A 26,047-nucleotide genomic window follows, 5' to 3' on the forward strand; every position below is an offset into this window, starting at 1 on the left:
ACCCCGAAATTCCAAGAAATTGGCAGTTTTCGGGGTTGTTTTTTTATGTAATACGCTGATATTTAATTACTTATCTCTCATAAGGTTTCCCTAATTATGTACCCAAGAATGCTGCTTAAAAAATTAGGCAGACACAAACAAGTTGGACTGCCTAAACTGCATGGACTAACACTCCTGCTTTTTATTGACGCAAATTTAAATATTTTTTCCCATTTATTTGACTTTTAACACAGCACCTCTACGAAACAGATATCCTCAAAAAATCCAAATCGGTAATTAGTACCATAGATTCAATGTCGCCTACCACAGTTTCATTTTTAGCTGCTTTAACTTTGTAAGCATAAAACAGAAACCAAAATGAACAAACTCGAAGCAGCTATAAAAATGAAATGCCCCCGTTGCCATGAGGGCGAAATATTTGAAACTAAAAATCCGTTTGCGCTGGGCAAAATGACGGCCATGCACAAACATTGCCCGCAATGCCACCTGAAATATGAAAAAGAGGTGGGCTTTTTTTATGGTTCCATGTATCTGAGTTATGCATTTAATATAGCACTTTTTGTAATGGCCACCATAGCCTATTATGTGTATTTTGAAACCAGAGTAGACTGGCGCGTGTATATCTGGCTTTATTTACTTGTAACCTTCATTTTATTTCCGGTATTTTACCGCTTCTCAAGGTCTCTATGGTTACAGTTCTTTAACGATTACCAGCCACAACACAAAGAAGCGGCTAATTAAGCACAAAAGCATGAGCCCAACCAATCAAATTCCGATAGTTGATATTTGCAATCTGACAGATTTCAGAGAAGATGATATCCTTGTCAGCCGCTTTGCCGACTATCTGAAAGCCCATCATAATTTATGTTCGGCTCACAGGCATACATTTTATCACTTATTGCTTTTTACCAAAGGAGGTGGTTCACATACCATCGATTTCAGTAATTTCCCGGTTATTCCGTATCAAATCTATTTTATGGTACCGGGGCAGGTGCATAGCTGGAGTTTCGAGGGCGAGGTTGACGGCTACGTTATTAACTTCTCCACCTCATTTTTTCAATCTTTCCTGCTCAGGCCCGACTACCTGGAGTCTTTCTCGTTTTTCAACGGCATTGCCGAAGACGGTGTCATTCAACTTACAGACGAGGTAAAAGACACAATCATCCAAATATTTGAAGAAACAACCAGGCAGGTACAGCAAAACAATACCATCAGCCGTGACATGGTACGTGTATTACTGCTGCAGGCATTTATTGAAATAGAAAAGCACACCCAGGTACATAAATTGCCGGGTGTGCCGGCATTTAACTACACCTTGTTAAAGAATTTCCAGAAACTGGTTGAAAAACAATACATAAGCCTGAAAAGACCGATGGATTATGCCGGGCTGCTCTACATTACACCTAACCATCTCAATGCCCTTTGCAAAGAAAATCTGGGCATAACTGCCGGTGAAGTTATCAGAAACCGGATTTTGCTTGAAGCCAAGCGAATGCTGGTAAACCAGAATCAGAGCATTTCTGAGATTTCTTATGCACTCAATTTCAGCGACAACTCCTACTTCACAAAATTCTTCAAGAAATATGAAGGCATTACCCCAGAGGAATTCAGAAAAAAGACCAGCCAGGTTCTATTATAGGGCAAATGCTTCAATGCCCACACAATAAATTGTACAAAAAAAAGATATTGTCGTAAATATTAAACTTTCTTTTACTTTTTTTAGTTCTCTACTTGCAGAACCAAAAAAACCAATTACATTTGTAACGTTATTCAGTGATACGATGGACAGTTTGAAATTAAGCGACGAAAAATTAGCACTTATTGAAAAAGTAGGCCTCCTATTTGAGCAGGGCTTACAACCGGCAGCTGCCAGAATTGCAGCGCTATTGCTGGTGTCTGACAGGCTGGAATTGACCTTTGATGAAATATGTGAAGCACTGAATCTCAGTAAAAGCGCCACCAGCAATGCACTTAATTTATTATTAAATGTGAACAGAATTGAGTACATTACTAAGCCAGGCGACAGAAAAAGGTATTTCAGAAGTAATTTGTCTGACTGGAAAGAAACCATGAAAGCTAAGTTTCTTGACTTCGACAAGGTGAATAATATTATGCGTGAGGTACTTGGCCAAAGACCACACTCAACAAAAGATTTCAATCTTAAACTGGAAGAATTTATTCAGTTTATGGAATTTATGGGTCGAGAAATTCCAACTTTATTCAAAAAGTGGGAACAATCCAAAAAGTAAATTTTTTTACCCTTTTTAGTTCTTTTATTTCTGAACTAAAAAAATAAAACTAATTCTCAATATTGTACAAAATAATGAAAAAAGTAAAAGTCATACCACTTGCTGTTTTTGCTTTATGTGCCACAATTGTAGCTCAGGCACAACCGGCAAACCCTACTATTTTTAGTTTGAAAGAAAGCATTGCTTACAGCCTTGCCAACAACCCCAGCAGTACTATTTATAAAAATGAGGTTCTGATAGCCAAGCAAAAGAAAATCGAGGCGCTGGCCGGATATCTGCCACAAGTAAATGGTACAGGAACATTTGACGACAACCTGAAACGCCAGGTAACGGTGCTTCCGGCAGGGGCTTTCAGTAAAGAAGAAATTAAGATTCAGTTTGGTAACCAATATAATACCAATCTGGTGGCACAGGTAGATCAGACCATCTTTGATAGAACCATAACGGTAGCCAAAGAAGCCAACCGCGTAAATACCCTGCTGGCAGACCTTAAATTGTTGCAAAACAATGAAACCATCGTTTACAATACTGTAGCAGCCTACTACCAGATATTGACGCTGAACGAACAGGAAAAACTGCTGGTTGAAAACGAAAAAAAATATGAAGAGTTACTGAGAATCCTTCAATTGCAGTACGAAAAAGGTGTAGCCAAAAAGATAGATTACGACCGTATGCGTGTAAGCCAGAGCAACATCAGGTCGCAGTTGTCGCTTTTAAAAACCAACAAAGAGCTGGCGCTTAACAAACTGAAATTCGCGATGGGCATGGATCTGGCACAAAATATTGCCATCAATGATTCGCTGGACTATTCTATGCAGGTAAGTATGCCGGTTAATACAACACTGGAAACCAAAAACCTGCTCGATTACAAGATTTTATCAAACAATATCAGACTTCAGCAATTAGATGTGGAACGTAAAAAGTTTGCTTTTTACCCCACACTGGCCGGGTATGCGCGCTATGGAGCGCAGACATTCGGCAACGACTTTGGCAAATCTTTCGGTAACTGGTTCGATTACTCTTCTGTTGGGCTAAAACTCAACATACCGATTTTTGACGGTAACCGGAAGAAAAGCCAGTTGACGCAAAGCAAGCTAAGCCTGTTGAATGCAGAAGAAAACCTGAAAATAAGCTCAAGAAATTACCAGTTGCAGTTTCAGAACGCCAACACTGCTTTATTCCGTTCTTACACCAGTATGAACGACAACAAAGAAACACTTGACCTGGCTGCAGACATTCTTAAAAACACTAGTTTGCAGTATCAGAAAGGAACGGCATCCCTCACCGATTTTCTGAACTCCGACTATTCGTATAAAGAAGCACAAAGCAATTATATATCATCATTGCTCAACTTCTTAACCGCTCGCGTTGACTTTGAGAAGGCTCAGGGTAACTTATCAACCTACGTAAATCAATTAAAGTAACATCATTAAAAACCATAGCTTCCTTAGCTTTTAAAATACAAAAAAATGAAAACAAGAATCATCACAATAGCTATTATCGTGGGCATTATTGGTGCCATCTCGTTCAAGCTGGTGGCCAACAAAAAGAAAATAGACGAAAGCAAAAAGGTGGTAGACCGCAGCCAGGTGCCTGTTTATGTAGCTACTACAACAGTAGCACTGCTGCCCGTAAGCGGCAACCTGACCTTGCCTGCCGTTTTAGAACCCAAAGAAAAAGCTACTATATCCACAGGAACCCAGGGTAAAATTGAAACCCTGAATATTGAGCTGGGCTCAAGAGTAAACAAAGGCCAGATAATTGGAACCATTGATTCAAAAGTGAAGCAAATCAACCTGCAATCAACAGAGCTGACCATCAATAAGGCCAAAACTGACTACGAACGTAACAAAGATTTGCTGGCAGGAAACGCCATTAACGAAACCGCTGTAAATGATGCCCGGTTTAACTACGAAAACAACCAGCTACAGGCGGCGCAATTGAAACAGCAAATTGCCGATGCGCGCATTATTTCACCAATCAGCGGCATAGTAACCGATAAAAAGCTGACAGCCGGTGAGTACGTAAACATGGGTACTGTGATTGCTTCGCTGGTTGATGTAAGCCAGTTAAAAACAGTAGTTTATGTAAACGAAAAAGATGTGTACGAACTGAAACTTGGTCAACCCGCTACCGTTACAACAGACGTTTACCCAACCAAAACCTTCAACGGTAAAATCATCTATATCAGCCCTCAGGGAGACGACAACCACAATTACAAAGTAGATGTTTTACTGGCCAATGGCAATGCGGCATTGAAAGCCGGTACTTACGTAAAAGTGGAATTTAACCTGAACAAAAGCGCCAATGCTTTGCAGATACCTAAAAAAGCCTTGGGCGACGGCATGAAAAACCCTTATGTATTTGTAGTGGAAGGTAAGAAGGCAGTGCTGCGTAAAATTGTATTGGGCAGAGAAATTGGCGAAAACGTAGAAGTTTTAAGTGGTTTAAATGAAGGTGAAACTATCATTACAGAGGGTATCATCAACATTGTAGACGGTAGTAATGTGCTGATTTCACCTAATAAATAATCCTGAGCTATGTCAATAACAGAATTATCAATTAAACGACCCTTACTGATTACAGTAATTTTCGTTACCCTCATATTATTCGGCTTTATCAGTTATAAAACATTAAATTATAACTTGTTACCGAAATTTGAAACGAATGTAATTATGGTGCAGACTACTTACAGAGGCGCTGCATCCGACGAAGTAGAAAGCAGTGTAACCAAACCTCTGGAAGAAGCGGTATCATCTATTGAAGGGGTAGACATGATATCCTCTTCTTCTCAAGAGGGTCTTTCGCTGATAACCGTAACCCTGAAGTCTGGCTTTAATGTAATTAATGCCCAACAAGATGCTGAACGAAAGGTTAATCAGATAAAGTCGAGACTTCCTGACGACATTGATGACCCAGTGGTAACAAGACTAAGCCTTGATGACCTGCCGATTCTGAAAGTGAGCGCCACATCCAGAATACCGCAAACCGAGCTTTACGATTTCATTGACCTGCAGGTAAAACCATTGCTTACCAATGTGGCCGGTGTGGCACAGGTAAATATTATTGGAGGCAACGAAAGAGAGATTGAAGTATATCTGGACAACGATAAACTTCAGACTTACAATATCTCATCATCAACCGTTAACCAGGTTATTGCAGGCAGTGGCGTTTCTTACCCGGCGGGTAGTATTAAAACCGATCAGTCGCGTTTTTCATTGCGACTGGATGCGAAACTGAAAAAAGTAGAAGACATCAGAAATCTGGTAATACGAGAAAACCCCAACGGCAGCCGTATATTATTGAAAGACATTGCCAGTGTAACCGACTCTCAAACAGAAGCCAGTACGCTTAACCGCATAAACGGCAGACCAGCCATTGGTATTCAGATAATGAAGCAAACCGATGCCAACGCTGTAGAAGTAAGTAAAGGCGCAAAGGCGGCATTGGCTAAAATCAAGGCTAGTTATCCGTCAAAAGATTTCAATTACGAAATCGCCTCAGACCAGTCAGTATATACCCTTGCTTCTGCTGATGCCGTTATGCACGACTTATACCTGGCCATTATTATAGTTGGTGTGGTTATGGTGTTGTTTCTTCACAGTATCAGAAGCTCGTTGTTTGTGTTGGTGGCTATTCCATCAGCCATGATACCCACCTTTATACTGATGTGGGCGTTTGGTTTCTCCCTGAACCTGATGACCCTGATGGCCTTGTCTTTAGTTGTAGGTATTCTTGTCGATGATAGCATTGTGGTGCTAGAAAATATTTACCGCCACCTTGAAATGGGTAAAGACAAACGCGAAGCATCATTGGAAGGAAGAAATGAGATTGGCTTTACTGCTATGGCCATTACACTGGTTGACGTGGTGGTGTTTTTGCCTCTGGCCTTGGCGGGTGGCTTAATTGGAAACATTCTGAAAGAGTTTTCGCTGGTAATTGTGTTCTCTACCCTTATGAGTTTGTTTGTTTCATTTACTCTTACGCCTCTGCTGGCTTCAAGATGGGGTAAGCTTGAGATTCTGAGTAAAAAAACGCTTTGGGGTAAACTAAACCTTGGTTTTGAGAGCATCATTGACAAGATACGTGATATGTACATATCTGCCCTCAGCTGGTCTCTTGGTCATAAGCGTTACGTGTTCATTGGTATCATACTCTTGTTTGTTGCTACATTCACCCTGCTTGCAAAAGGTTTTGTAGGAGCATCATTTATAGGCAATGCAGACCGTGGTGAGTTGTCTATACAGCTGGATATGTCGCCTGAGACACCATTAGTACAGACAAATCAGGCAGTTGCAAAAGTTGAGAAAATGTTGCTGGAAAGGCCAGAAGTAACCAATGTTTTCTCGAATGTTGGTACACAGTCTTCGGTAGTGGGTAATTCTTCAAACAGTAACCTTGCCGAAATTACAGTAACATTAGTTGATAAGCATGATAGAAAATTATCAACTGATGAGTTCGGGCAAGTCATGCGCGATACCATTGCGAAGATTCCGGGTCTGAGTGTCAATATTCAGCCAATATCGGCTACAGGTAATGCGCAGGCACCTATTACCATTGCCGTGAAAGGAACCGTAATGGACGACGTAGTAAAAGCCGCAGCCATTGTGAAACAGATTGTGGTAAAAGTACCCGGAACAGACTACGTAAAATACAGTACTAAAAGCCCTAAAACAGAAGTGGCTATTAACATAGACCGCGACAGGATGTCTAAACTGGGTTTGAGTATTCCGGAAGTAGGCTCTGCCGTACAGATAGCTTTTCAGGGAAACAATAACACCAAATTTAAGGATAAAGGTGAAGAATACGGTATCAATATTATATTTGATAAGTCAGATAAACGCAATATTGAGAACGTTAAGAACCTGACCATACGTAACAACCGCGGTGCGATCGTAAAACTGACCGACTTTGCCAATATTACTGAAATGGTTGGGCAGTCTATTCTTGAAAGAACAGACCGGCTGAGTTCAATTAAAATAAACTCAGCGGCTGTGGGTCGCCCATCGGGTACCATTGTTGAAGACATCAAGAAAGAACTGGCCAAAACCAAATTGCCGGAAGGTGTGATTATTGATTATCTGGGAGACGCTAAAAACCAGGGAGATGCTTTCGGAAGTTTAGGTTTGGCAATGGGTATCGGTATTCTTTTGGTTTACCTGATTATGATTGCCCTTTACGAAAGTGTGGTGTATCCGTTTGTGGTGTTATTCTCTATACCTGTGGCCATGATTGGCGCCATTCTGGCACTGGCTTTGACCATGAACTCGCTCACTATTTTCGCTATTCTGGGTCTGATTATGTTGCTTGGCCTGGTTTGTAAGAATGCGATTCTGATTGTAGACTTCACCAACCACCTGAAAAGTGAAGGCATGAGCGTAAAAGAAGCGTTGATTGAAGCGGGTAAAGAACGTTTACGCCCGATATTAATGACCACCCTTGCCATGATATTCGGTATGCTGCCCATAGCATTGGCCTCTGGTGCAGGTGCTGAAACAAAAAATGGTATGGCGTGGGTAATTATCGGCGGGTTAACCAGCTCAATGGTGCTGACATTAATTCTTGTTCCATCAGTTTATTTGGTTATTGAAGGCTGGAGAATAAAAGTAAATAAAATCTTTGGCATAGGCGGAAAGCAAAAAGCCAAAACCAAAGTACATAAGGTTGAAACGGTTTAAATGATGTCAAATAATAGTTGAACGGATAAAGCGGGTGAATTTTCATCCGCTTTTATTTTTGCATCTCCACTACTCTACCCGCTTCATTCTCGAAAACGGAAACCCGTTACAGCCTTTGCGTGGATTGGCTCTGTCGGCAATTTTTATGGCTTCTGCGGCCTCTGCTGTAGGGGCATTATAAGCGCTCAGGCAGAATCCCCATAAGAACGGACTCATGTTTTCAAATGCCATGTAGTCAATTCTGGTGTACAACCCGCCATCGGCAGGATTCCCCACATCATTTCTGGCTATCAAATACTGCTCTTTTTCATTCCATTTAATAATATGATATTTGGCATTGGGCTTTTGTGTCCAGAGGGTATCATTAATGGTATAGGTAATTTTGTAATCGTCCATAAAATTACCCTTTTGTATTTCAGGCGCCTTGGTTTGCGCCAACAAACTGCCGCCAGTAAATAGAATTGCGATTGAAATAAGTAACTTCTTCATGCGAAATGAATTTTAAAAATTCAAAAATACATAAGTCCTGATAAAAGATTAAGGCAGCCATAATAAATCTTATAATCAAAAGCAGCACTTATTCCATTGGCAGTTAAGAAACCTTCATCAATGAACTTTCGCATAATAGGCGTTCGACCAGATATTAAAAAAGGGAGCGATTTTGCAATCACCCCCTTGTACGTTTCATCATAGTACTCAATTAAAACTTAACTACTTCCCAATAAGCCTGCTTAGGCTTATAGTTTTCATCAAATAGCAAGGGATAGTCTTTCCTACCCACAAAAGGGAAGGCATCCAGCCAGGTTGATTTATCTGACAAATTCCAGAAGGTAACCCCTGTCAGCTGGCCTTTGTATTTTCTGAATACCTCAAAAAGCATTTTATAATGCTCAGCCTGCTTTTTTTGAATTTCAGGCGGGTAAGACGTTATATCAGTAGGCCGTTTCTCCCGGCGTTCATGCTCTTTTACATATACCGACACATCCATTTCAGTTATCTGCACCTGCAAACCTAAAGAAGCAAATTTAGTGATTGACTCTTCCAGTTCTTGTGCTGTTGGCTCATAAACAGACCAGTGCCCCTGCAAGCCAACGCCATGAATAGGCACTCCTTTATCTTTCAGTTTCTTTACAAGCCTGAAAATCCTATCGCGCTTCGATGCGTTTTCGGTGTTATAATCATTATAAAACAATACGGCGTCAGGGTCTGCGGCATGGGCATATTCAAAGGCTTTTTCGATATACTCTTCACCAATAATCTCATAAAACTTGGTTTTTCTGTAAACCTCTTCTCCCGCATCCGGCACGGCCTCATTCACTACATCCCAGGCATATAGTTTACCTTTGTAGCGTGTTACTACATCTGTAATGTGTTGCTTCATGCGCGCCAGAAGTTCTTCTTTCGTTACCGGTTGACCATTTCTGGTAAAAAACCAATTGGGTGCCTGGGTGTGCCAGCAAAGCGTATGACCCCGTACTTTCAGACCATTTTTAACAGCAAAGTCTACAATTTTATCGGCTGGTTCCCAGTTATACCGGTTTTCCTCCGGATGAATCGGCCCCATTTTCATAGCGTTTTCAGGTGTTACGCTGTTAAAATGTTGCAATATCAGGGCAGACTCCGGACCAGGCTCCATCATTCGGGGGCTAACGGCCACCCCAACCGGGAAATACCCCTTGTAATAATCTTTCAATCCTTTGGTTTCCTGTGCCTGTGCTGTAACCAGGCAAATCAGAACAACCCAGGCCATAGCCACATTTTTTTTCATGATTGGATTACTTATTTGTAAGGTTCGATGGTCTGGATAGTACCGTCCGGATTATACTTCAATTCTGTTACCTTGATGTTGCGCAGGTGAGTCTGTCCGCTAATCTGAACGTCATGATAATACAAGTACCATTTACCTTTAAATTCAATAATTGAATGATGGTTTGTCCAACCCTCTACCGGTTTCAATACTATACCTTTGTAAGTAAATGGTCCGTAAGGATTATCGCCTATGGCATAGCAGATATTATGCGTGTCGCCGGTTGAATAAGACAAATAGTATTTACCTTTGTATTTGTGCACCCATGCGGCTTCAAAGAAACGTTTGTCGTTATTGCCCTCGGTAAACAGCTTGCCGTTTTCATCAACAATCCGGATATCCTTTGCGGGTTCAGCAAGGGTAAGCATATCGTTGCTTAGTCTGGCAATTTTGGGTAGAAGCGCTTGTTCATTGGTTGTTCTTAGTTTTCCGTCGGCCTCGTATTTGCCACTGGCCCAGCGTTGCAATTGTCCGCCCCAGATACCTCCAAAATACATATAATATTTTCCGTCGGTATCCTGAAAAACAGTCGGGTCAATACTGAATGTACCTTCCATTGGTGTTTTTTCAGGTTTAAAAGGCCCTTCCGGTTTTTTGCTGGTGGCCACCCCTATTCTGAACACATCCTGTTTATCTTTTACCGGAAAATACAGGTAATAAGTACCGTTTTTATAGGCAGCATCAGGCGCCCAAAGCTGGCGGCCAGCCCAGGGAATATCTTTAATATCAAGTGCTACGCCATGATCAGTTACTTTTCCGGTAGGGCTGTCCATTGAAAGAATATGGTAATCTTTCATGTCAAAATGGCTACCGTTGTCATCCTGCTTAATGCCAGATTCTATATCATGGCTCGGATAAATATATATCCTGCCCTTAAAAACATGAGCCGAAGGGTCTGCAGTAAAAATATGGCTCACCAATGGCTGAGAAATGGGTTGCTTCTTGGTTTGGGCATGGCTTGTTGTAGCTACAACAGTAAAGGCTAACAGCGCAAGCGTTTTTTGTTTAAGGCTATGCATTTATTTGAGTATTAAATTAAAAAATTGATTGTTTTGCAAATGATCAGAATCCAATAGAGTTACCTCCGTCTACAGGCAATGAAGCTCCGGTTATATAAGCCGCTGCTTCTGATGCCAGAAATACTGCGGCCCAGCCGATATCGTCGGGCCTCCCGAATTTACCCATGGGTGTGCGGCCTAATGCGCGGTTCATTCTGTCGGGGTCGCTGTTCATGGCGGTTCTCATCATTGAAGTTTCTATAAAGCCAGGCGCAATGGCATTAACACGCACATTGAATTTTGAAAACTCTGAGGCCAGTACTTTCACCATACCCTCAACGCCAGACTTCGAGGCCGCATAGGCCACCACCCTGTCAATTCCATAATAGGCAGCCATAGATGATATCATGAGTATGCAGCCGCTTTTACGGGCAATCATACGGCTTGCGCAGGCACGGGTAAGGGCAAAAACTGCACTCAGATTAGTATGAATGATTCTGTTGAAGTCTTCGTCAGAAACCTCCAGCGCAGGTTTTTTCATATTAATACCCGCATTATTAACCAGAATATCAATAGACCCAATGCTGGATTCAATGTGATCAACAAGGCCATTGAGCGTGCTTAACTCCGTAACATCATTTACCACATACATGGCCGATTCTCCTAAAGCCTTAACTGACTCCTGAAGGGCGTGTTCACGCCGACCAGTAATAACCACTCTTGCGCCTGCGGCAATCATACATTGGGCAATATTAAAGCCAATACCGCTGCCACCACCTGTTATTAAAGCCAGTTTGTTTTTTAAAGAAAAAACGGGGTTTGCTGCGGCAGGTTTCTCTTCCTTGTCCATACTTTTATCTTCAATCATCTTAAATGGTATATTTCAACAAGTTTTTTTACTTCATCCAACGACCTCGCCGGTAATTTCAATGGCGCCGGAAGTGGCATTTTAGCATAATTAATAAAATACAGCACGCAGGCATCACGCCACCAGAGGGCTTCTTTTTCCTGAATCATTAACCGCCCTTTTACATTTTCATAAGTTTCTTTGTCAATCAGTGGCTTAATGCTTTCCCAATCTGCTTGTAGCGCTTTTACCTGCTCGGCACCGTCATAATAGCGCCAACATAGCTCGTTCCACAAAGTTCGGCCTGTGCTCAGTTTCTTTTTCCAGGAAACATGGTGAAACCAAAGCAGGTAGTCTAAAGGACAATTATCCGGGTTTCCCCATATTTTCTGTACGTCAGGCTGATACAGACTCAGTGCATTACTTACTTTACCGGTTCTGTCGAAACCCAGACCAATGGTATCAGCACGATGATAATAGACCGAGGTCCAGTCTGGTCTGCCGCTTTTTTCAAGCCAGGGTTCCGGCCCATAATGGTGGCCCTCGCCCATCATGTGTGCCGTGCCAAGAGGATACGTATAACTAATGTATAAGGGTAATGACCTCATCATCATTTCATTTATTTTGCGTTGGGCAAATTTATTTGGCGTTAAGGTCATGGCTATCCATTCAGACGCTATTTGTTCTGAACTCAGGGTGTAATCCCAGGCGAGGCGGCCAAAAGCATACCAGTTGGCCTGATTGAATGGATGGCCTGTCCAGTTGTTGTCAGAGCCGGTATTAGCAACCCCAGCCATTAACGACAGCTGGTGTCCGTCAAGGCTGCCATCTATCACCTTTGCAACTGTTGACCCTTTTCCTTTGGCGTAAGTGTCGGCATCGAGGCATTCTTTAAACATGGGTGCCAGATAAGTAAGGTGGGTTGACTGCCCCAGGTACTCTTGCGTTATCTGAAACTCCATACCCAGGGTAGTTTTAGGAAATGCACCAAACATTGGATGAAAAGGCTCGCGAGGCATAAAATCAATAGGGCCATTTTTTACCTGCACAATTACTTTTGGGTCGAAAGTCCCTTCAAGGGGTTTAAACTGTTCGTAGGCCTCTTTGAAGCGGTCGCCGTTGGGGTCTGCTTTATAAACAAAGGCCCGCCAGATAACGATACCTTTATAAGGTCTCATGGCCTCAGCCAGCATATTGGCTCCATCAGCGTGGGTACGGCCATAGTCTTGCGGGCCCGGCTCGCCTTCTGAGTTTGCCTTGACCAGAAAACCTCCGAAATCGGGTATATATTGATGAATCTCTTTGGTTTTTTCATTCCACCATTTTCTTACCTCGGGGTCAAGCGGGTCAGAGGTTTTTAAGCCTCCTAATGTGCGAGGAGAACGAAAATTGACAGAAATAAATACACTGATGCCATAAGGGCGTAGTACATCTGCTACAGCTTTTATTTTTTCAAGGTATTCGGCAGTCAGAAACCTTGAACTGGCATTTACATTATTAATTGAAGCCGCGTTGATACCTATAGAAGCATTGGCCCTTGCATATTGAATATACCGTGGGTCAATTCTGAAAGGTAACTCGGGCCATTTCCACATAGACGAGCCCGCATAGCCACGTTCAACGGTTCCGTTGGCGTTGTCCCAATGATTCAGCATTCTTAGCTTTACCTTGGGGTTACTAACCAGATTCAGGTTTTGCAGGCTTTTGCCGGTTTGTATGTGTCTTAACAATTCAAAAGTACCGTAAAGAATACCGGATGGATTCCTGGCAGAAATAACAATATTTCCTTTTTGAGACCTAATGCTGAAACCATCATTAATCAGTAGTGGCGCTTCATTATCTAAATGTAATATTATGCCTCCGGTTCTGGTGTCTGCCTTGCTATAAACCTGTATCCTTCTGCCCAGTAGTCCGCCAAGCCCTGATTGCAATTCGGTTACGGCCGTTTTAATGATGGGTGACTCATCATGTGCAACAATAAACCTGGTAGATGAGGTGTAAGAAGTTCTTAAAACCGGGTCTTTCAGTAAATCATACTTAAGCCATAGTCTGGAGCCATCATCCGCGCGGGCAGCTAAAGAAAAGACCATCAACAAAACAAATATTTTCTTTATCATGTGGTTGCTGTCTTTAGGTTTTTGTCTATCAATTAAATCTTATATGCTAGTCAGACTCCTGCCGATGGCCATTTCAAGCCCTCTTAATTCTGCCAGACCTTTCAGGCGACCAATAGCCGAATAGCCGGGATAGGTCTTTTTGTTCAAATCGTCCAGAATCTGATGTCCGTGGTCTGGCCTCATCGGTATTTCGTAATCGTCGAGACCATTGGCCTTTCTTTTTAACGCTTCCTTGGCTACGGCTTTCACAACTGCATACATATCTACGTCGCCATTCAGATGCGCAGCTTCATGAAAATCAAGCGGATTTGCTTCCCGCCGGGTGGTTCTCAGATGCAGAAAATGAATGCGGTCTCCCAATCGTTCAATCATACCCGGCAGGTCGTTATCCGGCCGAACCCCCAAAGACCCGGTACAGAATGTAATACCATTATTGCGGATATTGCAGGCGGCCATCAGTTGTTTTAAATCGTTTTCGGTACTTACCACTCTGGGCAGCCCTAAAAGTGGTTTCGGAGGGTCATCCGGATGAATACATAAGCTGATGCCAACCTCCTGCGCCAAGGGTGCCACCTGTTGGATGAAGTAATATAGATTATTGCGCAGCTCGGTATCTCCTATTTGTTTGTATGCATCTAAAAGCCCCTGAAAAGTGGCCAAATCAAAAGCTTCCTCTGACCCAGGCAAGCCCAGCAAAACTGTATTGGTAAGGGTACGTATTTCACTGGCCGACATGGCCTGCATTTTATTCAACGCACTTGTTTTCACTTCATCGGTGTAGTCTTTTTCTGCACCAGGGCGCTTCAATATATATAAATCAAAAATAGCAAAATCTTCCCATACGAATCTCAAAGCCTTACCACCATCTGGCATTTCAAAATTAAGGTTGGTTCTTGACCAGTCAAGTACAGGCATAAAATTATAGCACACCGTTTTAATGCCACATAACGCCAGATTTCTGAGAGAAGTTTTATAGTTTTCAATCCATTTTTCTCGTTCAGGCAATCCCTTTTTTATATCTTCATGTACGGGTAGGCTTTCAACCACCAGCCATTTTAAGGGAGCGAACTTATTATTATCGGCCTCAACTAAATTTTTTCGTTCTTTTATTGCATCAACCGACCAGATTTCACCAACAGAAATCTGGTGCAAAGCCGTAACGATGCCTGCGCAACCGGCCTGCCTGATATCCATTAATGAAACCGGGTCGTTTGGCCCAAACCATCGCATGGTATGAATCATACTTTTTCTAACTTATTTTAATTTAAATCTGTTGAAAACGGAGAAGCCGGAAGCCCCTCTTTGTTATATAAATTAGCTGAGGCCGGGTTGTCTGCCCAGGCATAACGTACGGATAAAGGTTGTTTTACCTCATGGCTCCAAACTATTATTTTATGGCCCTTTATGCGGGCATTTGCCCAGACATATTTTTTGTCGGCACCGGCTATGGCAAAATGCTTTAATTGTTGAGCACCCTTTGCTATTAAACCGGAGCCGGTATGGCTAAAAGAAAGAACAATTTTATTTTTCCTGATTTGCATTGACTGATAAAGCGGGCCGGAAGATACCAGCTTTTGTTCGTCATAAGCCAGTTTTCTGGCCGCCAAAGCAAGTCTTTTGCCAATGGTTTGCTTGTCAAGCGGGTGGATATCGTTCCATTCACCGGCGTCAATGGCCACAGCCATAGCAGTATTAGTTACGCCGAGCGCCAGCCTTTGTTCTTCTCTCAGCTGCGCCCACTGGCTTTCGACAGGCTGGCTTTTTGTTTCCATAAAATTAGCAAGCTGCACATAAATAAAAGGGAAATCTCCCTGATTCCATTTTTGCCGCCAGTTTGCAATCAAGGAAGAAAAAACCGATTTATAGCCCGATGGATTGCTGGTATTGGATTCGCCCTGATACCAAATGACACCTTTAATGCCGTAATTGATAACCGGCGATATCATGGCATTGTATAGGCCAGCTGGTTTGTACTGAAAAAAAGTAACATCGGCCAGGGGTTCTTGTCTTGTACCCAATTTATACTGCCATAATCCAGCAAGGTTTATTGAGGCATCGGCTGTTCTGATTTCATAGTTTTTATCTTTAATGAACCCTCCGCGCCCGGATGTATTGATTACCCTTGCTACAATTATGTTTTTTCCGGGTTTTAGAAGCCCCTCCGGTATTTGGTATCTTCGGGGTGGATACTGATACCCAATAGTGCCAACGAACCGACCGTTAACGTAGACGGAGTCGCTGTCAACAATGCGTCCCATAAAGAACCTGGCAGCTTTGCCAGCCATTGAGGCAGGCACTTCAATCTCTTTTCTGAACCAGACTACGCCTTTAGTATTTGGCAGACCCTGGTTATCCCAAAAATCAGGCAGGTTCATGGTTTTCCAGCCAGATGCATCATAATCAGCCTCAAACCATTTTACCGGGCCATTCATGCCTTCATCATTTCTTCTGAGTCTGGTGTACCATTCTCTGGAAACCGCGTTTTCCTGTCTTCTGATTCTGTTTACATAACTACTGTCTTTAACCTGATTGAGCAAAGCCAGCGACCCGGGAAATTCCCTGAGGCCGTCTTCACTTATCCAGGCATCAACAGGTGTGCCTCCTACGCTGGCATTTATCAGCCCCACAGGCACGTTGTATTTTTCAAAAATATCTTTAGCAAAAAAATAGGCAGTGGCAGAAAACCGCAAAATGTTTTCTGGAGTGGCGGTCTCCCATCTACCGGACTGAAAATCATCCAATGGTACATTAAAATCAAACCGGGTAGGTATAAAAAAATGACGTATCAGCGGATTGTCGGTGGCTGCTATTACGTCTGCATATTTTTCTTTCACTCTCTCTAATGGCAAAACCATATTTGACTGCCCCGAACAAAGCCATACCTCGCCCACCAAAATGTTAGTTACAAGCAGTTCGTTTGTGCCTTTAATTTTCATTTCATAAGGGCCACCTGCTTTAGGTGTGGCAATAGTGGTTATCCATTTGCCGTCTTCACCGGTGGTTGTATCATAAACCTGACCATTAAAAGTTACACTAACTTTTTCTGCCGGTGCGCCCCATCCCCAAACTTTTACTCTTGATAACTGCTGCAAAACCATCCCATTGCTGATTAGACGCGGGAGTTTCACGATGGCCTGCGAATCTCTGAAGCAGCAGATAAGAAAAAAAAATACAAACCTGGTAAGGGCTTTCATGCGTTAATACTGACAAAGGTTTTGTTCGGGCTGTAAAAATGAGGGTGGTGAAAAACACCACCCGACATTGGCTAAAAACAAATGTATGAATATAAAATTAGGTACTTTTTTGGGTGTATCCAATCGGATACTGTCTCATGGCGATGATGGTTGGTAAGAAGTATTTCTTCAAATAATACAATTGAATTGATTGTATCAGACGCTCCTTAACCGCTTCCAGCCATGTATATTATGGCTAATTTTGTATAAATGAAAGATTTAAATAGCTATTTTTAATAGTTTTGAGCCAGGCATCTATCGGTTGCGTTTCCGGAAACGTTTCCGTACCAAAAAGTATTTTTACAGGCAGAATGGTATTGATTAATACATTTAAAACCAGCCCGGTTTAAAAACCAATCATTAAAATTAATGGCTGAAACCAATATTGAAATAATCTAATTTGAATGACACCTTGCATAAAATGTGGTAATACCGACCAAATAGTGAGGGCCGGATTCGTCAGAGGGAAACAGCGGCTCTATTGCAAAGCATGCGACCTGTATTTTACGGTTGCAACAGACCAACAGTCGCAAGCCAAAAAACCTCGCCAGACAACCATTATTGATATAGCCAAGGTGCTTGGTATAGCCGCTTCGACGGTATCGCGGGCATTGAATAACAGCCCCGAAATTAATGAAAACACCAGAAGAGAGGTGCTCAGGATTGCGAATGAAATGGACTATCGCCCTAATTTTCTGGCACAAAGCCTCAATCGTGGTGAAACACATACCATAGGTGTGATTATTCCGGATATACAAAGGCCTTTTTTTGCCGGAGTAGTGGCTGGCATTCAGAAAGTAGCAACAGAAGCCGGCTACAGAGTAATGATTTGCCAGTCTAATGAATCACATCATACAGAGACCCTGAATGTGCAGGCATTGGTTACAAGCCGGGTAGATGGCTTGCTGATCAGCCATTCAAAAGAGACAAGTTCATTTGAACACGTTAAACTGCAATTGAAAAAAGGAGTTCCGATTGTGCATTTCGACCGGGTTTGTAACGAGGTTGATACCGCAAAGGTAGTTCAGCAAGATTATGAAGGCAGTTTTATACTTACCCGGCATCTGATTGAGCAAGGATATAAAAGAATTGCGGTTCTGGCAGGACCAGCCGACTTACTTATCAGTAAAAACAGATTAGAAGGTTATAAGGCTGCACTACAGAAATACGGAATAGAATTTGATGAAAAGCTGGTCTACTATAGCAATTTCAGTACCGAAGAGTCTCTGAAAGCGCTAGAATACTGGCTGGCCCTACCACAAAAACCTGACAGCGTTTTTACGGTTCATTATGGTAATGGAATAGAACTCATTATGGAGCTAAAGAAGAGAAACATAAAAATTCCGGAAGAAATGGGCGTTGTTGCGTTTGGAGATGAGCTGATAGCCTCGCTAATAGAGCCATCGCTTACGGTCTTTCAGCAGTTTCCATTCAGCATTGGCGAAACCGCAGCACGTGTTTTAATAGACAACATCATCAATAAAGATAATTTTGAACCTTATACCCGAACAATAGAGGGAGAACTGATAATCAGGAAGTCCTCCCGCAGACGCTGATCGGTAAACAAGGGTTTTATAAAAACGTAGTTCTCTCGCAATCCTTTTTAATAAATGAAATACCTAGCCTGGAAGTTTGATTGACGAATAACGCAAATTCAGACTTTGAAGCCAACCTATAAAAGCGCCATCGGGTCATCAACAATTCTCAGGTTTTCATTAAAACTACTAATAAAGCTGATGTCTTCCTGGTTGATTTCAAAGTCAAACACATCAAAATTCTCTTTCAGTCGCTCCGGGTTGGCTGATTTAGGAATGGTAGATATACCAAGCTGCATTGCCCAGCGCAGGATAATCTGAGCAGGTGTTTTATTGTATTTTTGTGCTACGCTCAGCAATTTGGGGTCATTCATGCGCTGCCCTCTTACCAATGGCGAATACGCCTGCAACTGAATGTTTTTTTCCCGGCAATAATTCAGCAGTTCTTCCTGAAACAGATACGGGCTGAATTCGACCTGATTCACGGCAGGCATCACAGTGGCTTCAATGCCTAGTTCATCCAAAAAAGGTATCAGATAATTAGCTACGCCTATGGCTTTTGCACGGCCCTCGTTATACAGCCTTTCAAGCGCTTTCCAAGTAAATTTTCTTGTCAGTTTTATTGGCCAGTGTACCATATACAAATCAACGTAATCAAGGTTCATTTTCTGGAGGCTGGCATCAAATGCACGCAGGGTTTTTTCATAGCCTTGTTCGTCATTGTTTACTTTTGTGGTAATAAACAGTTCTTTTCTGTTTATACCGCTTTGGTTTACTGCATTACCAATTTCGGTTTCATTTCTATACATACTTGCTGTATCAATTAACCTGTAACCGGTTTCTAATGCATAAAGCACGGCCTGTTCGGCTTCTTTTTTGTACATGTCGTACACACCAAGCCCCAACAGCGGCATTTGCACACCATTGCTGAGGCTTGTCATTAACTGTTTCGTTTGCATATTTACCAGTTTTTCAATCCTAAAAGTTTTTCGCCTAATTCGTTTAGCCCGGCCACGCTATATTTTGTTTGTTCCCATTTCCGGGGGTCGCCGGGGAAAGCATAACCCTCCGGAGCAATGCGGTTTTTCCATGAGTTAATTCTCCATTGACGCAGGCTCTCATTATCTTCTTCTGCGGGCATCATAGAAATATACTGGGCTATTCTTACTTTGTCTGCTGAGCGGTTGGGTCTGATTCCGTGCGGCTGGCTGCTGTTGAAAATCAGTAAATCGCCGGCTTCCAATTTTACTTTTACCAGCTTATCGTCAAAGCCTGTAATATCTGGTTTAAATCTGTTCCGGTCTTCCGGCTGCGTTAGCTTCCAGGTATCATAAGTACGAAAAAGCTCAGGTATACACTGAAAACCACCCATGTTTTCATCGGTCTGGTCGGCCAATGCCAATACCCCCTGCACGTTCTGTGGTTTGGTTTCAGGGTCGTAGTCCCAGTGTATAAAACCCTTAAATTCATCTTGCGGCCTTAACGGAAAATTGAGATTCGCTCTGTCAATAGTAACCCAAAGTTTTTCGGTGCCCCAAATATCAACAAAGGCATCATATACCTTCTGCATCTGGCGGTTATTCCAGAGGTGCTGATTATTGTAAACCTCAACCATTCCGCTACCAATCAGTTCTTTCATCTGCATATCGGCACGCGGGGCGGTATACCAGGTATTTGGGTTATTGGGGTCTTTTTCTTCAAATTCCCATATAAAACCGGCGGTTGCCAAAGCCTGTTCGCGCGGTACGGCATTCTTAATAACAATATAGCCATTTTTAATCCAGAAATCCCAGTCTGTTTCGCTTAACACTCTTAATGGTTTTCCGTTAGAGCGGTCGTTAAGTTTAATGGTGCTGCTGGTGGCTGTTGAGGGGTTACCCGGTATATCTTTATGTGCATTGTTTTGCATTGGCTGAGCCATTGTGGGGGCCATCGTTGGTATCATGGTTTGTTCAGCTTCCATAATTAGTTCTATTTTTGGTTGAAATAATGATACAAATGTACAGACCCTGGCAGATGCATTTCTACTCCGATAATTACCATTATTTGAACAATATTGACATTTTGTTTATATATTTAGGCAACCATTGAAAATAACAGACAATAATCACTGTACCTAATCGCTTTACAATTGCTAACATTTTATTTTTTGTTAAATAAAACTGTGCTGAAGATTCGCTGAGTTTTTTCAGAACACACTCTGGTAAACTAATTGCCGGAGTACCACTCCGGCCTACTCTATGAAGCTCCATTTTGAAGAATTTACACCCGACTCAGACAGCTCATTCAGGTTAATTATTAACCCTCGCCTGAACGACGTCTTTTACTGGCATTTTCATCCGGAACTGGAACTGGTTTATATTGAGGGCGCCAATGGTACGCGCCATGTAGGCGAGCACATTAGCAGATACGAAGAAAGCGACCTGGTCTTTATAGGTTCATACATACCTCATCTTAACTTTGACTACGGCGTAAAAACCGAATGCGAAAAAGTAGTAGTACAGATACGCCAGGATTTTCTGGGCAATGCCTTTGCCAATATACCTGAGCTATCGGCAGTGTATCAACTATTTGAGCAGTCAAAACATGGGCTGGCATTTGGCAAAGAAACCAAGCAGCAATTAAGAGAACGATTACTGAATCTTAAAAACCTGGGGCATTTTGAACAGTTTCTTGAAATACTAAGCATTTTGCAGGTCTTGGCCCATAGCCCTGAAAAGAATTTACTGCACAACAAACCTGTAGAAAACCAGCATAATAAAAAAGAACAGGAAAGGCTGAAACGCATTTACCATTTTATTGATGAAAACTATCAGCAAAAAATTGAACTTGACGATGTAGCCGCGCTGACTAACCTTAGTAAATCGGCATTTTGCAGGTATTTCAAAAAATTAACCAGGCTGCCCTTTGTTGAATTTCTCAACCATTACCGAATCAATCAGGCACAGAAATTACTGCTTCTGGATAAAAACGTAACAGAAACCTGTTTTGAATGCGGCTTTGAGAGTTTGTCTTACTTTAACCGAACCTTTAAAAAGGTTACCGGCGAAAATCCACTTGGCTTCAAAAAACGATTTCTGAATAACGCAAAGTAGAAATTATATGATATTAAATACATTTATACTTTCAAAATAAGCTACTGCACTTTAAATTTGATTTTCTCAAACTAAAGAACTAAACAATACTGTCCATCCATGAAAAAGACTTTGCCTTTACTGGCGCTTCTACTTTTATTTAAAACGATTGGTTTTGCCCAGACACCCGCCAAAAGAACGCTAAAGCCATCTGATGTTTACCTAATTCAAACACTGGGCGACCCACAGATTTCGCCCGAAGGAAAGTGGGTTTCTTATACCTTGTCTGCTGTGGATTCGACCAAAAACAAGCGCAATGCCGATATCTGGATGGTATCGTGGGATGGAAAAGAAACCATACAGTTAACACATACACCCGATGGGGAGTCGCAGGGCAGATGGAGCCCGGACGGCAGGTTCTTATCATTCGTATCGTCCAGAAACGGGCTTGCAAGCAGCCAGATTTGGCTGATGGACAGAAGAGGTGGTGAGGCGCGGCAACTGACTGATTTGAAAAAAGGTTCTTTGACAGACTACGCGTGGTCGCCGGACAGTAAAAAACTGGTGCTGGCTATTAAAACCCCTGCCGATACCGCAAAGGTTAAAACTCCGAAACCCATTGTAGTAGACCGGTTCCATTTTAAGCAGGATGTAGAAGGTTATCTCACCAAAGCGACTGTTCACCTGTATTTATATGATATAGGTACCAAAAAACTGGATACGCTTACCAGAGGAAATTTTGATGAAACCAACCCAAAGTGGTCGCCGGATGGAAGCCAGATTGCGTTTAGCAGTAACCGGACGGATGACCCCGACAGAAACTCTAATGCGGATATTTGGGTGATTGATGCCAGACCCAATGCTCAGATAAAACAAATTACTAAATGGCCGGGCCGGGATTCTGGTTTTGAATGGAGCCCCGACGGTAAACAGATAGCCTATTTGAGAAGTACATCAAGCGAAAACTACATCATGTACGACCAGTCCATACTATGCATTGTTTCAAAAGATGGTGGAGAACCAAAATTATTGAGCCAATCTTTAGACAGACCCGTAAGCACTTTGCGTTGGGCCAAAGATGGCAATAGTATTTATGCCTTAGTTTCCGACGACCGCATTCGCTACGTGGCACAATTTAATGCAACAGATGGCAAAATGACCAAAGTAATGGGTGGTAGCCGAAGCTTTGGAGGATTGGAAAGACACCCATCGGGCAGTTTTCTGACTACTATGAGCGACCCGCAAACACCATCTGAAATTTATGTACTTGAAAACAACAATTTACGAAAACTAACCGCACATCAGGAAAACTTTTTATCTAAGGTTTCTTTGGCAACCGTAGAAGGCTTCACTTCAAAAAGCAAAGATGGCACGCTGGTATCTAATATTCTTTATCGCCCTGCCAGTGCCGGTAAGGCAGATAAATTTCCTACAATATTCTTTATTCATGGTGGACCAGTAGCACAGGATGAGTATAGTTTCGACCTGGGTCGACAGATGCTGGCCGCTGCAGGTTATGCCGTTGTGGCTGTTAATTACAGAGGTTCAACAGGCAGAGGTCTTGATTTTTGCAAGGCCATCTGGGCTGACTGGGGCAACAAAGAAGTAATTGACATATTGGGCGCAGCAGACTACGTGGTACAAAACGGCATAGCCGACCCAACCAGACTGGGCATAGGTGGCTGGAGTTACGGAGGTATACTTACTAATTATACCATTGCATCTGATACCCGTTTCAAAGCAGCATCCAGCGGTGCGGGTGTGGCCATGATATCGTCTTTATATGGTGTCGACCAATACATTCTTCAATATGAAAACGAATTGGGCTCGCCATGGAAAAACTTTGATAAATATGTGGCGTTGAGTTATCCGTTTCTAAAGGCCGACCGCATTAAAACGCCAACGCAATTTATGGTGGGCGAAAGCGATTTCAACGTACCTTCGGTTGGAAGCGAGCAGATGTATCAGGCGTTTAAATCATTGGGTATCCCGACCGAACTCATAATTTATCCGGGTCAGTTTCATGGCATAACCAATCCGGCCTTTCAGAAAGACCGGTTCGAGCGTTATATCAACTGGTTTGACAAGTATCTAAAAAAATAACTTATAGGTTTAGGCAGCGGCTTTCATCCAAAAGAAAGCCGCTTTTTTATTTCTGTCCCTGTTTTTAAGGCTTTGTCACATTTGCTGGAAATGTACCTGAAGAATCCGTAATCTTGTCAGAAAAATACAAGATAATGAAAAACAGAATCAGAAGTTACGAATTAACATTAGTTACCTTGCTGGCAGGTATTACGCTCGCCAACTATTTATGGGAGGCTTTTAACATCAGTAATGATGCTATTTATGAAAATTACCAAAAAATATTTACAGCCAATGGATTGTCGTTCCATTATTTCACCAATGTGTTGTCTCCCCGCATAGGCAGCATCATTTTTTTTTATTTATTGTATTTAAGCCTGCATCTGCTCAGTATTCCTCAATTGCTCATTACCCGGAACAAAAGCAATTTACAGTATTTCTGGCTCGGGGCATTTATAATTATAGTAACATTTTTACTGGCACTTAATGCAAATGTAGCTACCTATTTTGCACATCCTTACCTTTTTAGCTATAAAGGGTATAAATTCCTGGCTTTGTTCGGGTATAATGATGCTCCGCTTACCGATATCTTTTTTGGTTTTCAGAGAGCTTTTGTTTTTATCAGCATTTATCTGATTTTTGCCTGCCTCAGAGAATACCTGATTCTGCTCATTCAAAAATCAGCAAAGAAAGAATACCGCATTTTGGTTGCCAATCAAATAGCCTTAGCGATTGTAGTTTATCTGATTATACCGTTTTTTACATTAACTTTTATTAACGGAGATAACGAGATTTTTTTTATTATCTATTTCTCCATTATTACGCCTGCTCTCTTTGTTTCGCTGACTAATATTTTCCTGATTTTTCCGTTGTCAGACTCAAAGCCCTTGCTGAATATCCGCACCATTGTGCTAACCATTGCATTCTCATTGTTTTATACTTTTTTATGTTTGCTTCTATTCCGGCGGTTTGCTCCATTGCCACTTTTCATCACCTCATGGATAGCCCAATTATTGATGGTAACTCCTATTAGCTGGCTGGTTTATACAATGCAAAAAGATAAGTTGCTGCAATTAAGAGGCACCGAAAAAGCGCTGGTGAAATCGAAGGCTGATTTACAGTTCCTGCGTTCGCAGATAAATCCGCACTTTCTGTTCAATGCCCTTAATACCTTGTATGGTACTGCTCTGATAGACGGTTCAAAACGAACAGCCGAGGGCATACAAAAACTCGGAGACATGATGCGATTTATGCTGCACGAAAACCACCTGGATTTTATACCTATGAGTAGCGAAATAAACTATCTGAAAAACTACATCAGTTTACAAAAACTGCGTATACAGACCAGCCCGAGTATTACTATTGAAGAAAACATTGCAGAGCAAGACTGTAACCATGTAATTGCCCCTATGTTGCTGATTCCGCTTGTTGAAAATGCTTTTAAACATGGGGTACATCTCTATGAACCATCCTGGATAAAAATCAGACTGAATTGTGACTACCATAATATCAGGTTTGAAGTACGGAATAGCATTCATACTGCCGCTGACAATGACCCTGAAAAGGAGCACTCGGGTATTGGCTTGGTAAATGTGCGGGAAAGATTACATTTGTTTTACGAAAACAGACATGAACTTCAAATCGAGTCAGACGGAAATGAGTTCAAAGTCGTATTAATCATCCATCCGAATCAATAAATTATGCTGAACGCCATTGCCATTGATGACGAACCCATAGCGCTGGAGATTATTAAAAATCTGGCAGCTCAAATCAGCTTTGTTAATTTGTCGGCCTGTTTTACCAAGGCTGCTGAGGCAATATCATTGATGCAGACTCAAAAAATTGATTTGTTGTTTCTGGACATAAAAATGCCGGGTATTTCTGGTATTGAATTGGTAAAGGCTTTGCCGCATAACCCATTTGTGATATTCACCACCGCCTACAGCGAACACGCCGTGCAAAGCTTTGAACTCAATGCTATTGATTACCTGCTGAAACCGTTTTCATTTGCCCGTTTCTTACAAGCCTGTACCAAAGCCAATGAGCTATATGAGGTGCGGAACAACCGTCAGTTTAATGAAGCTGCGCTTCCGGCTATATTTATTAAAAGCGGATATGAGCAGATTAGGGTTGACCTGGAAGATTTACTCTATGCCGAAAGCACGGGTAACTATATAAAATTTGTAACAGACAAACAAACTGTCATTTCAAGACTTACCATGACAGAGGCCGAATTGCTATTGCCGGCCAAGGCGTTCATCCGTATTCACCGATCATTTATTGTTGCGCGCAAAAAAATCATTAAGACAGACAAAAGGTGTGTCTGGATTGGAACCAAAGAATTACCAATCGGCGCAGCTTACAGCAATGAATTAGAGAGGTTTATTATGGCGCACGCTAAAGCATAATTCTCAATTATCATTATTA

20 protein-coding genes are annotated in these 26,047 nt (G+C 42.1%); 11 read left to right on the forward strand and 9 right to left on the reverse strand.

The features are described from left to right. Positions 1-357 precede the first annotated feature (357 nt). The 6 genes from C0V77_RS17925 to C0V77_RS17950 all read left to right on the forward strand — a co-directional run bounded on the left by C0V77_RS17925 (position 358) and on the right by C0V77_RS17950 (position 7,927). Positions 358-741 carry a DUF983 domain-containing protein gene (locus C0V77_RS17925; RefSeq protein WP_101727747.1) on the forward strand — a complete coding sequence of 128 codons (384 nt, stop codon included), beginning with the start codon at positions 358-360 and terminating at the stop codon, positions 739-741. Between the two features lie 10 nt (positions 742-751). Next, complete coding sequence (locus tag C0V77_RS17930; RefSeq protein WP_101727748.1) at positions 752-1,639, forward strand: AraC family transcriptional regulator; 888 nt, start codon at positions 752-754, stop codon at positions 1,637-1,639. A gap of 142 nt (positions 1,640-1,781) precedes the next feature. Then, positions 1,782-2,249, forward strand: a complete 468-nt coding sequence (locus C0V77_RS17935; RefSeq protein ID WP_101727749.1) for a GbsR/MarR family transcriptional regulator — start codon at positions 1,782-1,784, stop codon at positions 2,247-2,249. A gap of 74 nt (positions 2,250-2,323) precedes the next feature. After that, positions 2,324-3,673, forward strand: coding sequence for a TolC family protein (locus C0V77_RS17940; RefSeq protein WP_101727750.1), 1,350 nt, complete (start codon positions 2,324-2,326; stop codon positions 3,671-3,673). Positions 3,674-3,718: 45 nt separating this feature from the next. Continuing rightward, on the forward strand, positions 3,719-4,780 hold the full coding sequence (locus C0V77_RS17945; protein WP_101727751.1) for an efflux RND transporter periplasmic adaptor subunit: 1,062 nt from the start codon (positions 3,719-3,721) through the stop codon (positions 4,778-4,780). A 9-nt stretch (positions 4,781-4,789) separates the two neighbouring features. Continuing rightward, on the forward strand, positions 4,790-7,927 hold the full coding sequence (locus tag C0V77_RS17950) for an efflux RND transporter permease subunit (protein ID WP_101727752.1): 3,138 nt from the start codon (positions 4,790-4,792) through the stop codon (positions 7,925-7,927). 69 nt (positions 7,928-7,996) lie between these two features. On the opposite strand, the gene C0V77_RS17955 is transcribed toward C0V77_RS17950, so the two are convergent. The 7 genes from C0V77_RS17955 to C0V77_RS17985 all read right to left on the reverse strand — a co-directional run bounded on the left by C0V77_RS17955 (position 7,997) and on the right by C0V77_RS17985 (position 16,890). Further along, positions 7,997-8,416 carry a hypothetical protein gene (locus C0V77_RS17955; RefSeq protein WP_101727753.1) on the reverse strand — a complete coding sequence of 140 codons (420 nt, stop codon included), beginning with the start codon at positions 8,414-8,416 and terminating at the stop codon, positions 7,997-7,999. Between the two features lie 211 nt (positions 8,417-8,627). Continuing rightward, positions 8,628-9,677 carry an endo-1,4-beta-xylanase gene (locus C0V77_RS17960; RefSeq protein ID WP_229236327.1) on the reverse strand — a complete coding sequence of 350 codons (1,050 nt, stop codon included), beginning with the start codon at positions 9,675-9,677 and terminating at the stop codon, positions 8,628-8,630. A gap of 29 nt (positions 9,678-9,706) precedes the next feature. Next, positions 9,707-10,753, reverse strand: coding sequence for a glycoside hydrolase family 43 protein (locus tag C0V77_RS17965; RefSeq protein WP_101727755.1), 1,047 nt, complete (start codon positions 10,751-10,753; stop codon positions 9,707-9,709). 43 nt (positions 10,754-10,796) lie between these two features. Beyond that, positions 10,797-11,600 carry an SDR family NAD(P)-dependent oxidoreductase gene (locus tag C0V77_RS17970; protein WP_229236312.1) on the reverse strand — a complete coding sequence of 268 codons (804 nt, stop codon included), beginning with the start codon at positions 11,598-11,600 and terminating at the stop codon, positions 10,797-10,799. Beyond that, positions 11,597-13,696, reverse strand: a complete 2,100-nt coding sequence (locus tag C0V77_RS17975) for an alpha-glucuronidase family glycosyl hydrolase (protein WP_101727756.1) — start codon at positions 13,694-13,696, stop codon at positions 11,597-11,599. Before C0V77_RS17975 ends, C0V77_RS17970 begins: the two co-directional genes overlap by 4 nt. A gap of 39 nt (positions 13,697-13,735) precedes the next feature. Continuing rightward, positions 13,736-14,938 carry a mannonate dehydratase gene (gene uxuA / locus C0V77_RS17980; RefSeq protein WP_229236313.1) on the reverse strand — a complete coding sequence of 401 codons (1,203 nt, stop codon included), beginning with the start codon at positions 14,936-14,938 and terminating at the stop codon, positions 13,736-13,738. 17 nt (positions 14,939-14,955) lie between these two features. Further along, positions 14,956-16,890: a sialate O-acetylesterase gene (locus tag C0V77_RS17985; RefSeq protein WP_101727757.1), complete on the reverse strand. Its 1,935-nt coding sequence runs from the start codon at positions 16,888-16,890 to the stop codon at positions 14,956-14,958. Between the two features lie 443 nt (positions 16,891-17,333). On the opposite strand from C0V77_RS17985, the gene C0V77_RS17990 reads away from it, so the two are divergent. Continuing rightward, positions 17,334-18,485 carry a LacI family DNA-binding transcriptional regulator gene (locus C0V77_RS17990; protein WP_101727758.1) on the forward strand — a complete coding sequence of 384 codons (1,152 nt, stop codon included), beginning with the start codon at positions 17,334-17,336 and terminating at the stop codon, positions 18,483-18,485. A gap of 116 nt (positions 18,486-18,601) precedes the next feature. Here the strand turns inward: C0V77_RS17990 and C0V77_RS17995 are convergent, their stop codons facing one another. Both C0V77_RS17995 and C0V77_RS18000 read right to left on the reverse strand, forming a co-directional pair. After that, on the reverse strand, positions 18,602-19,423 hold the full coding sequence (locus tag C0V77_RS17995) for an aldo/keto reductase (protein ID WP_229236314.1): 822 nt from the start codon (positions 19,421-19,423) through the stop codon (positions 18,602-18,604). 2 nt (positions 19,424-19,425) lie between these two features. Further along, positions 19,426-20,427 carry a phytanoyl-CoA dioxygenase family protein gene (locus C0V77_RS18000; protein ID WP_216824451.1) on the reverse strand — a complete coding sequence of 334 codons (1,002 nt, stop codon included), beginning with the start codon at positions 20,425-20,427 and terminating at the stop codon, positions 19,426-19,428. Between the two features lie 277 nt (positions 20,428-20,704). On the opposite strand from C0V77_RS18000, the gene C0V77_RS18005 reads away from it, so the two are divergent. The 4 genes from C0V77_RS18005 (at position 20,705) to C0V77_RS18020 (ending at position 26,028) form a co-directional block, all read left to right on the forward strand. Then, positions 20,705-21,559, forward strand: a complete 855-nt coding sequence (locus C0V77_RS18005) for an AraC family transcriptional regulator (protein ID WP_101727759.1) — start codon at positions 20,705-20,707, stop codon at positions 21,557-21,559. Between the two features lie 99 nt (positions 21,560-21,658). Then, positions 21,659-23,641, forward strand: a complete 1,983-nt coding sequence (locus tag C0V77_RS18010; RefSeq protein ID WP_101727760.1) for a S9 family peptidase — start codon at positions 21,659-21,661, stop codon at positions 23,639-23,641. 134 nt (positions 23,642-23,775) lie between these two features. Next, positions 23,776-25,317, forward strand: coding sequence for a sensor histidine kinase (locus C0V77_RS23410; protein WP_229236315.1), 1,542 nt, complete (start codon positions 23,776-23,778; stop codon positions 25,315-25,317). 3 nt (positions 25,318-25,320) lie between these two features. Beyond that, positions 25,321-26,028: a LytTR family DNA-binding domain-containing protein gene (locus tag C0V77_RS18020; RefSeq protein ID WP_216824452.1), complete on the forward strand. Its 708-nt coding sequence runs from the start codon at positions 25,321-25,323 to the stop codon at positions 26,026-26,028. The last annotated feature ends 19 nt before the right edge of the window (positions 26,029-26,047 follow it).

The sequence above is a fragment of the Emticicia sp. TH156 genome (assembly GCF_002855535.1).
Taxonomy (GTDB): Bacteria; Bacteroidota; Bacteroidia; order Cytophagales; family Spirosomataceae; genus Emticicia; species Emticicia fluvialis.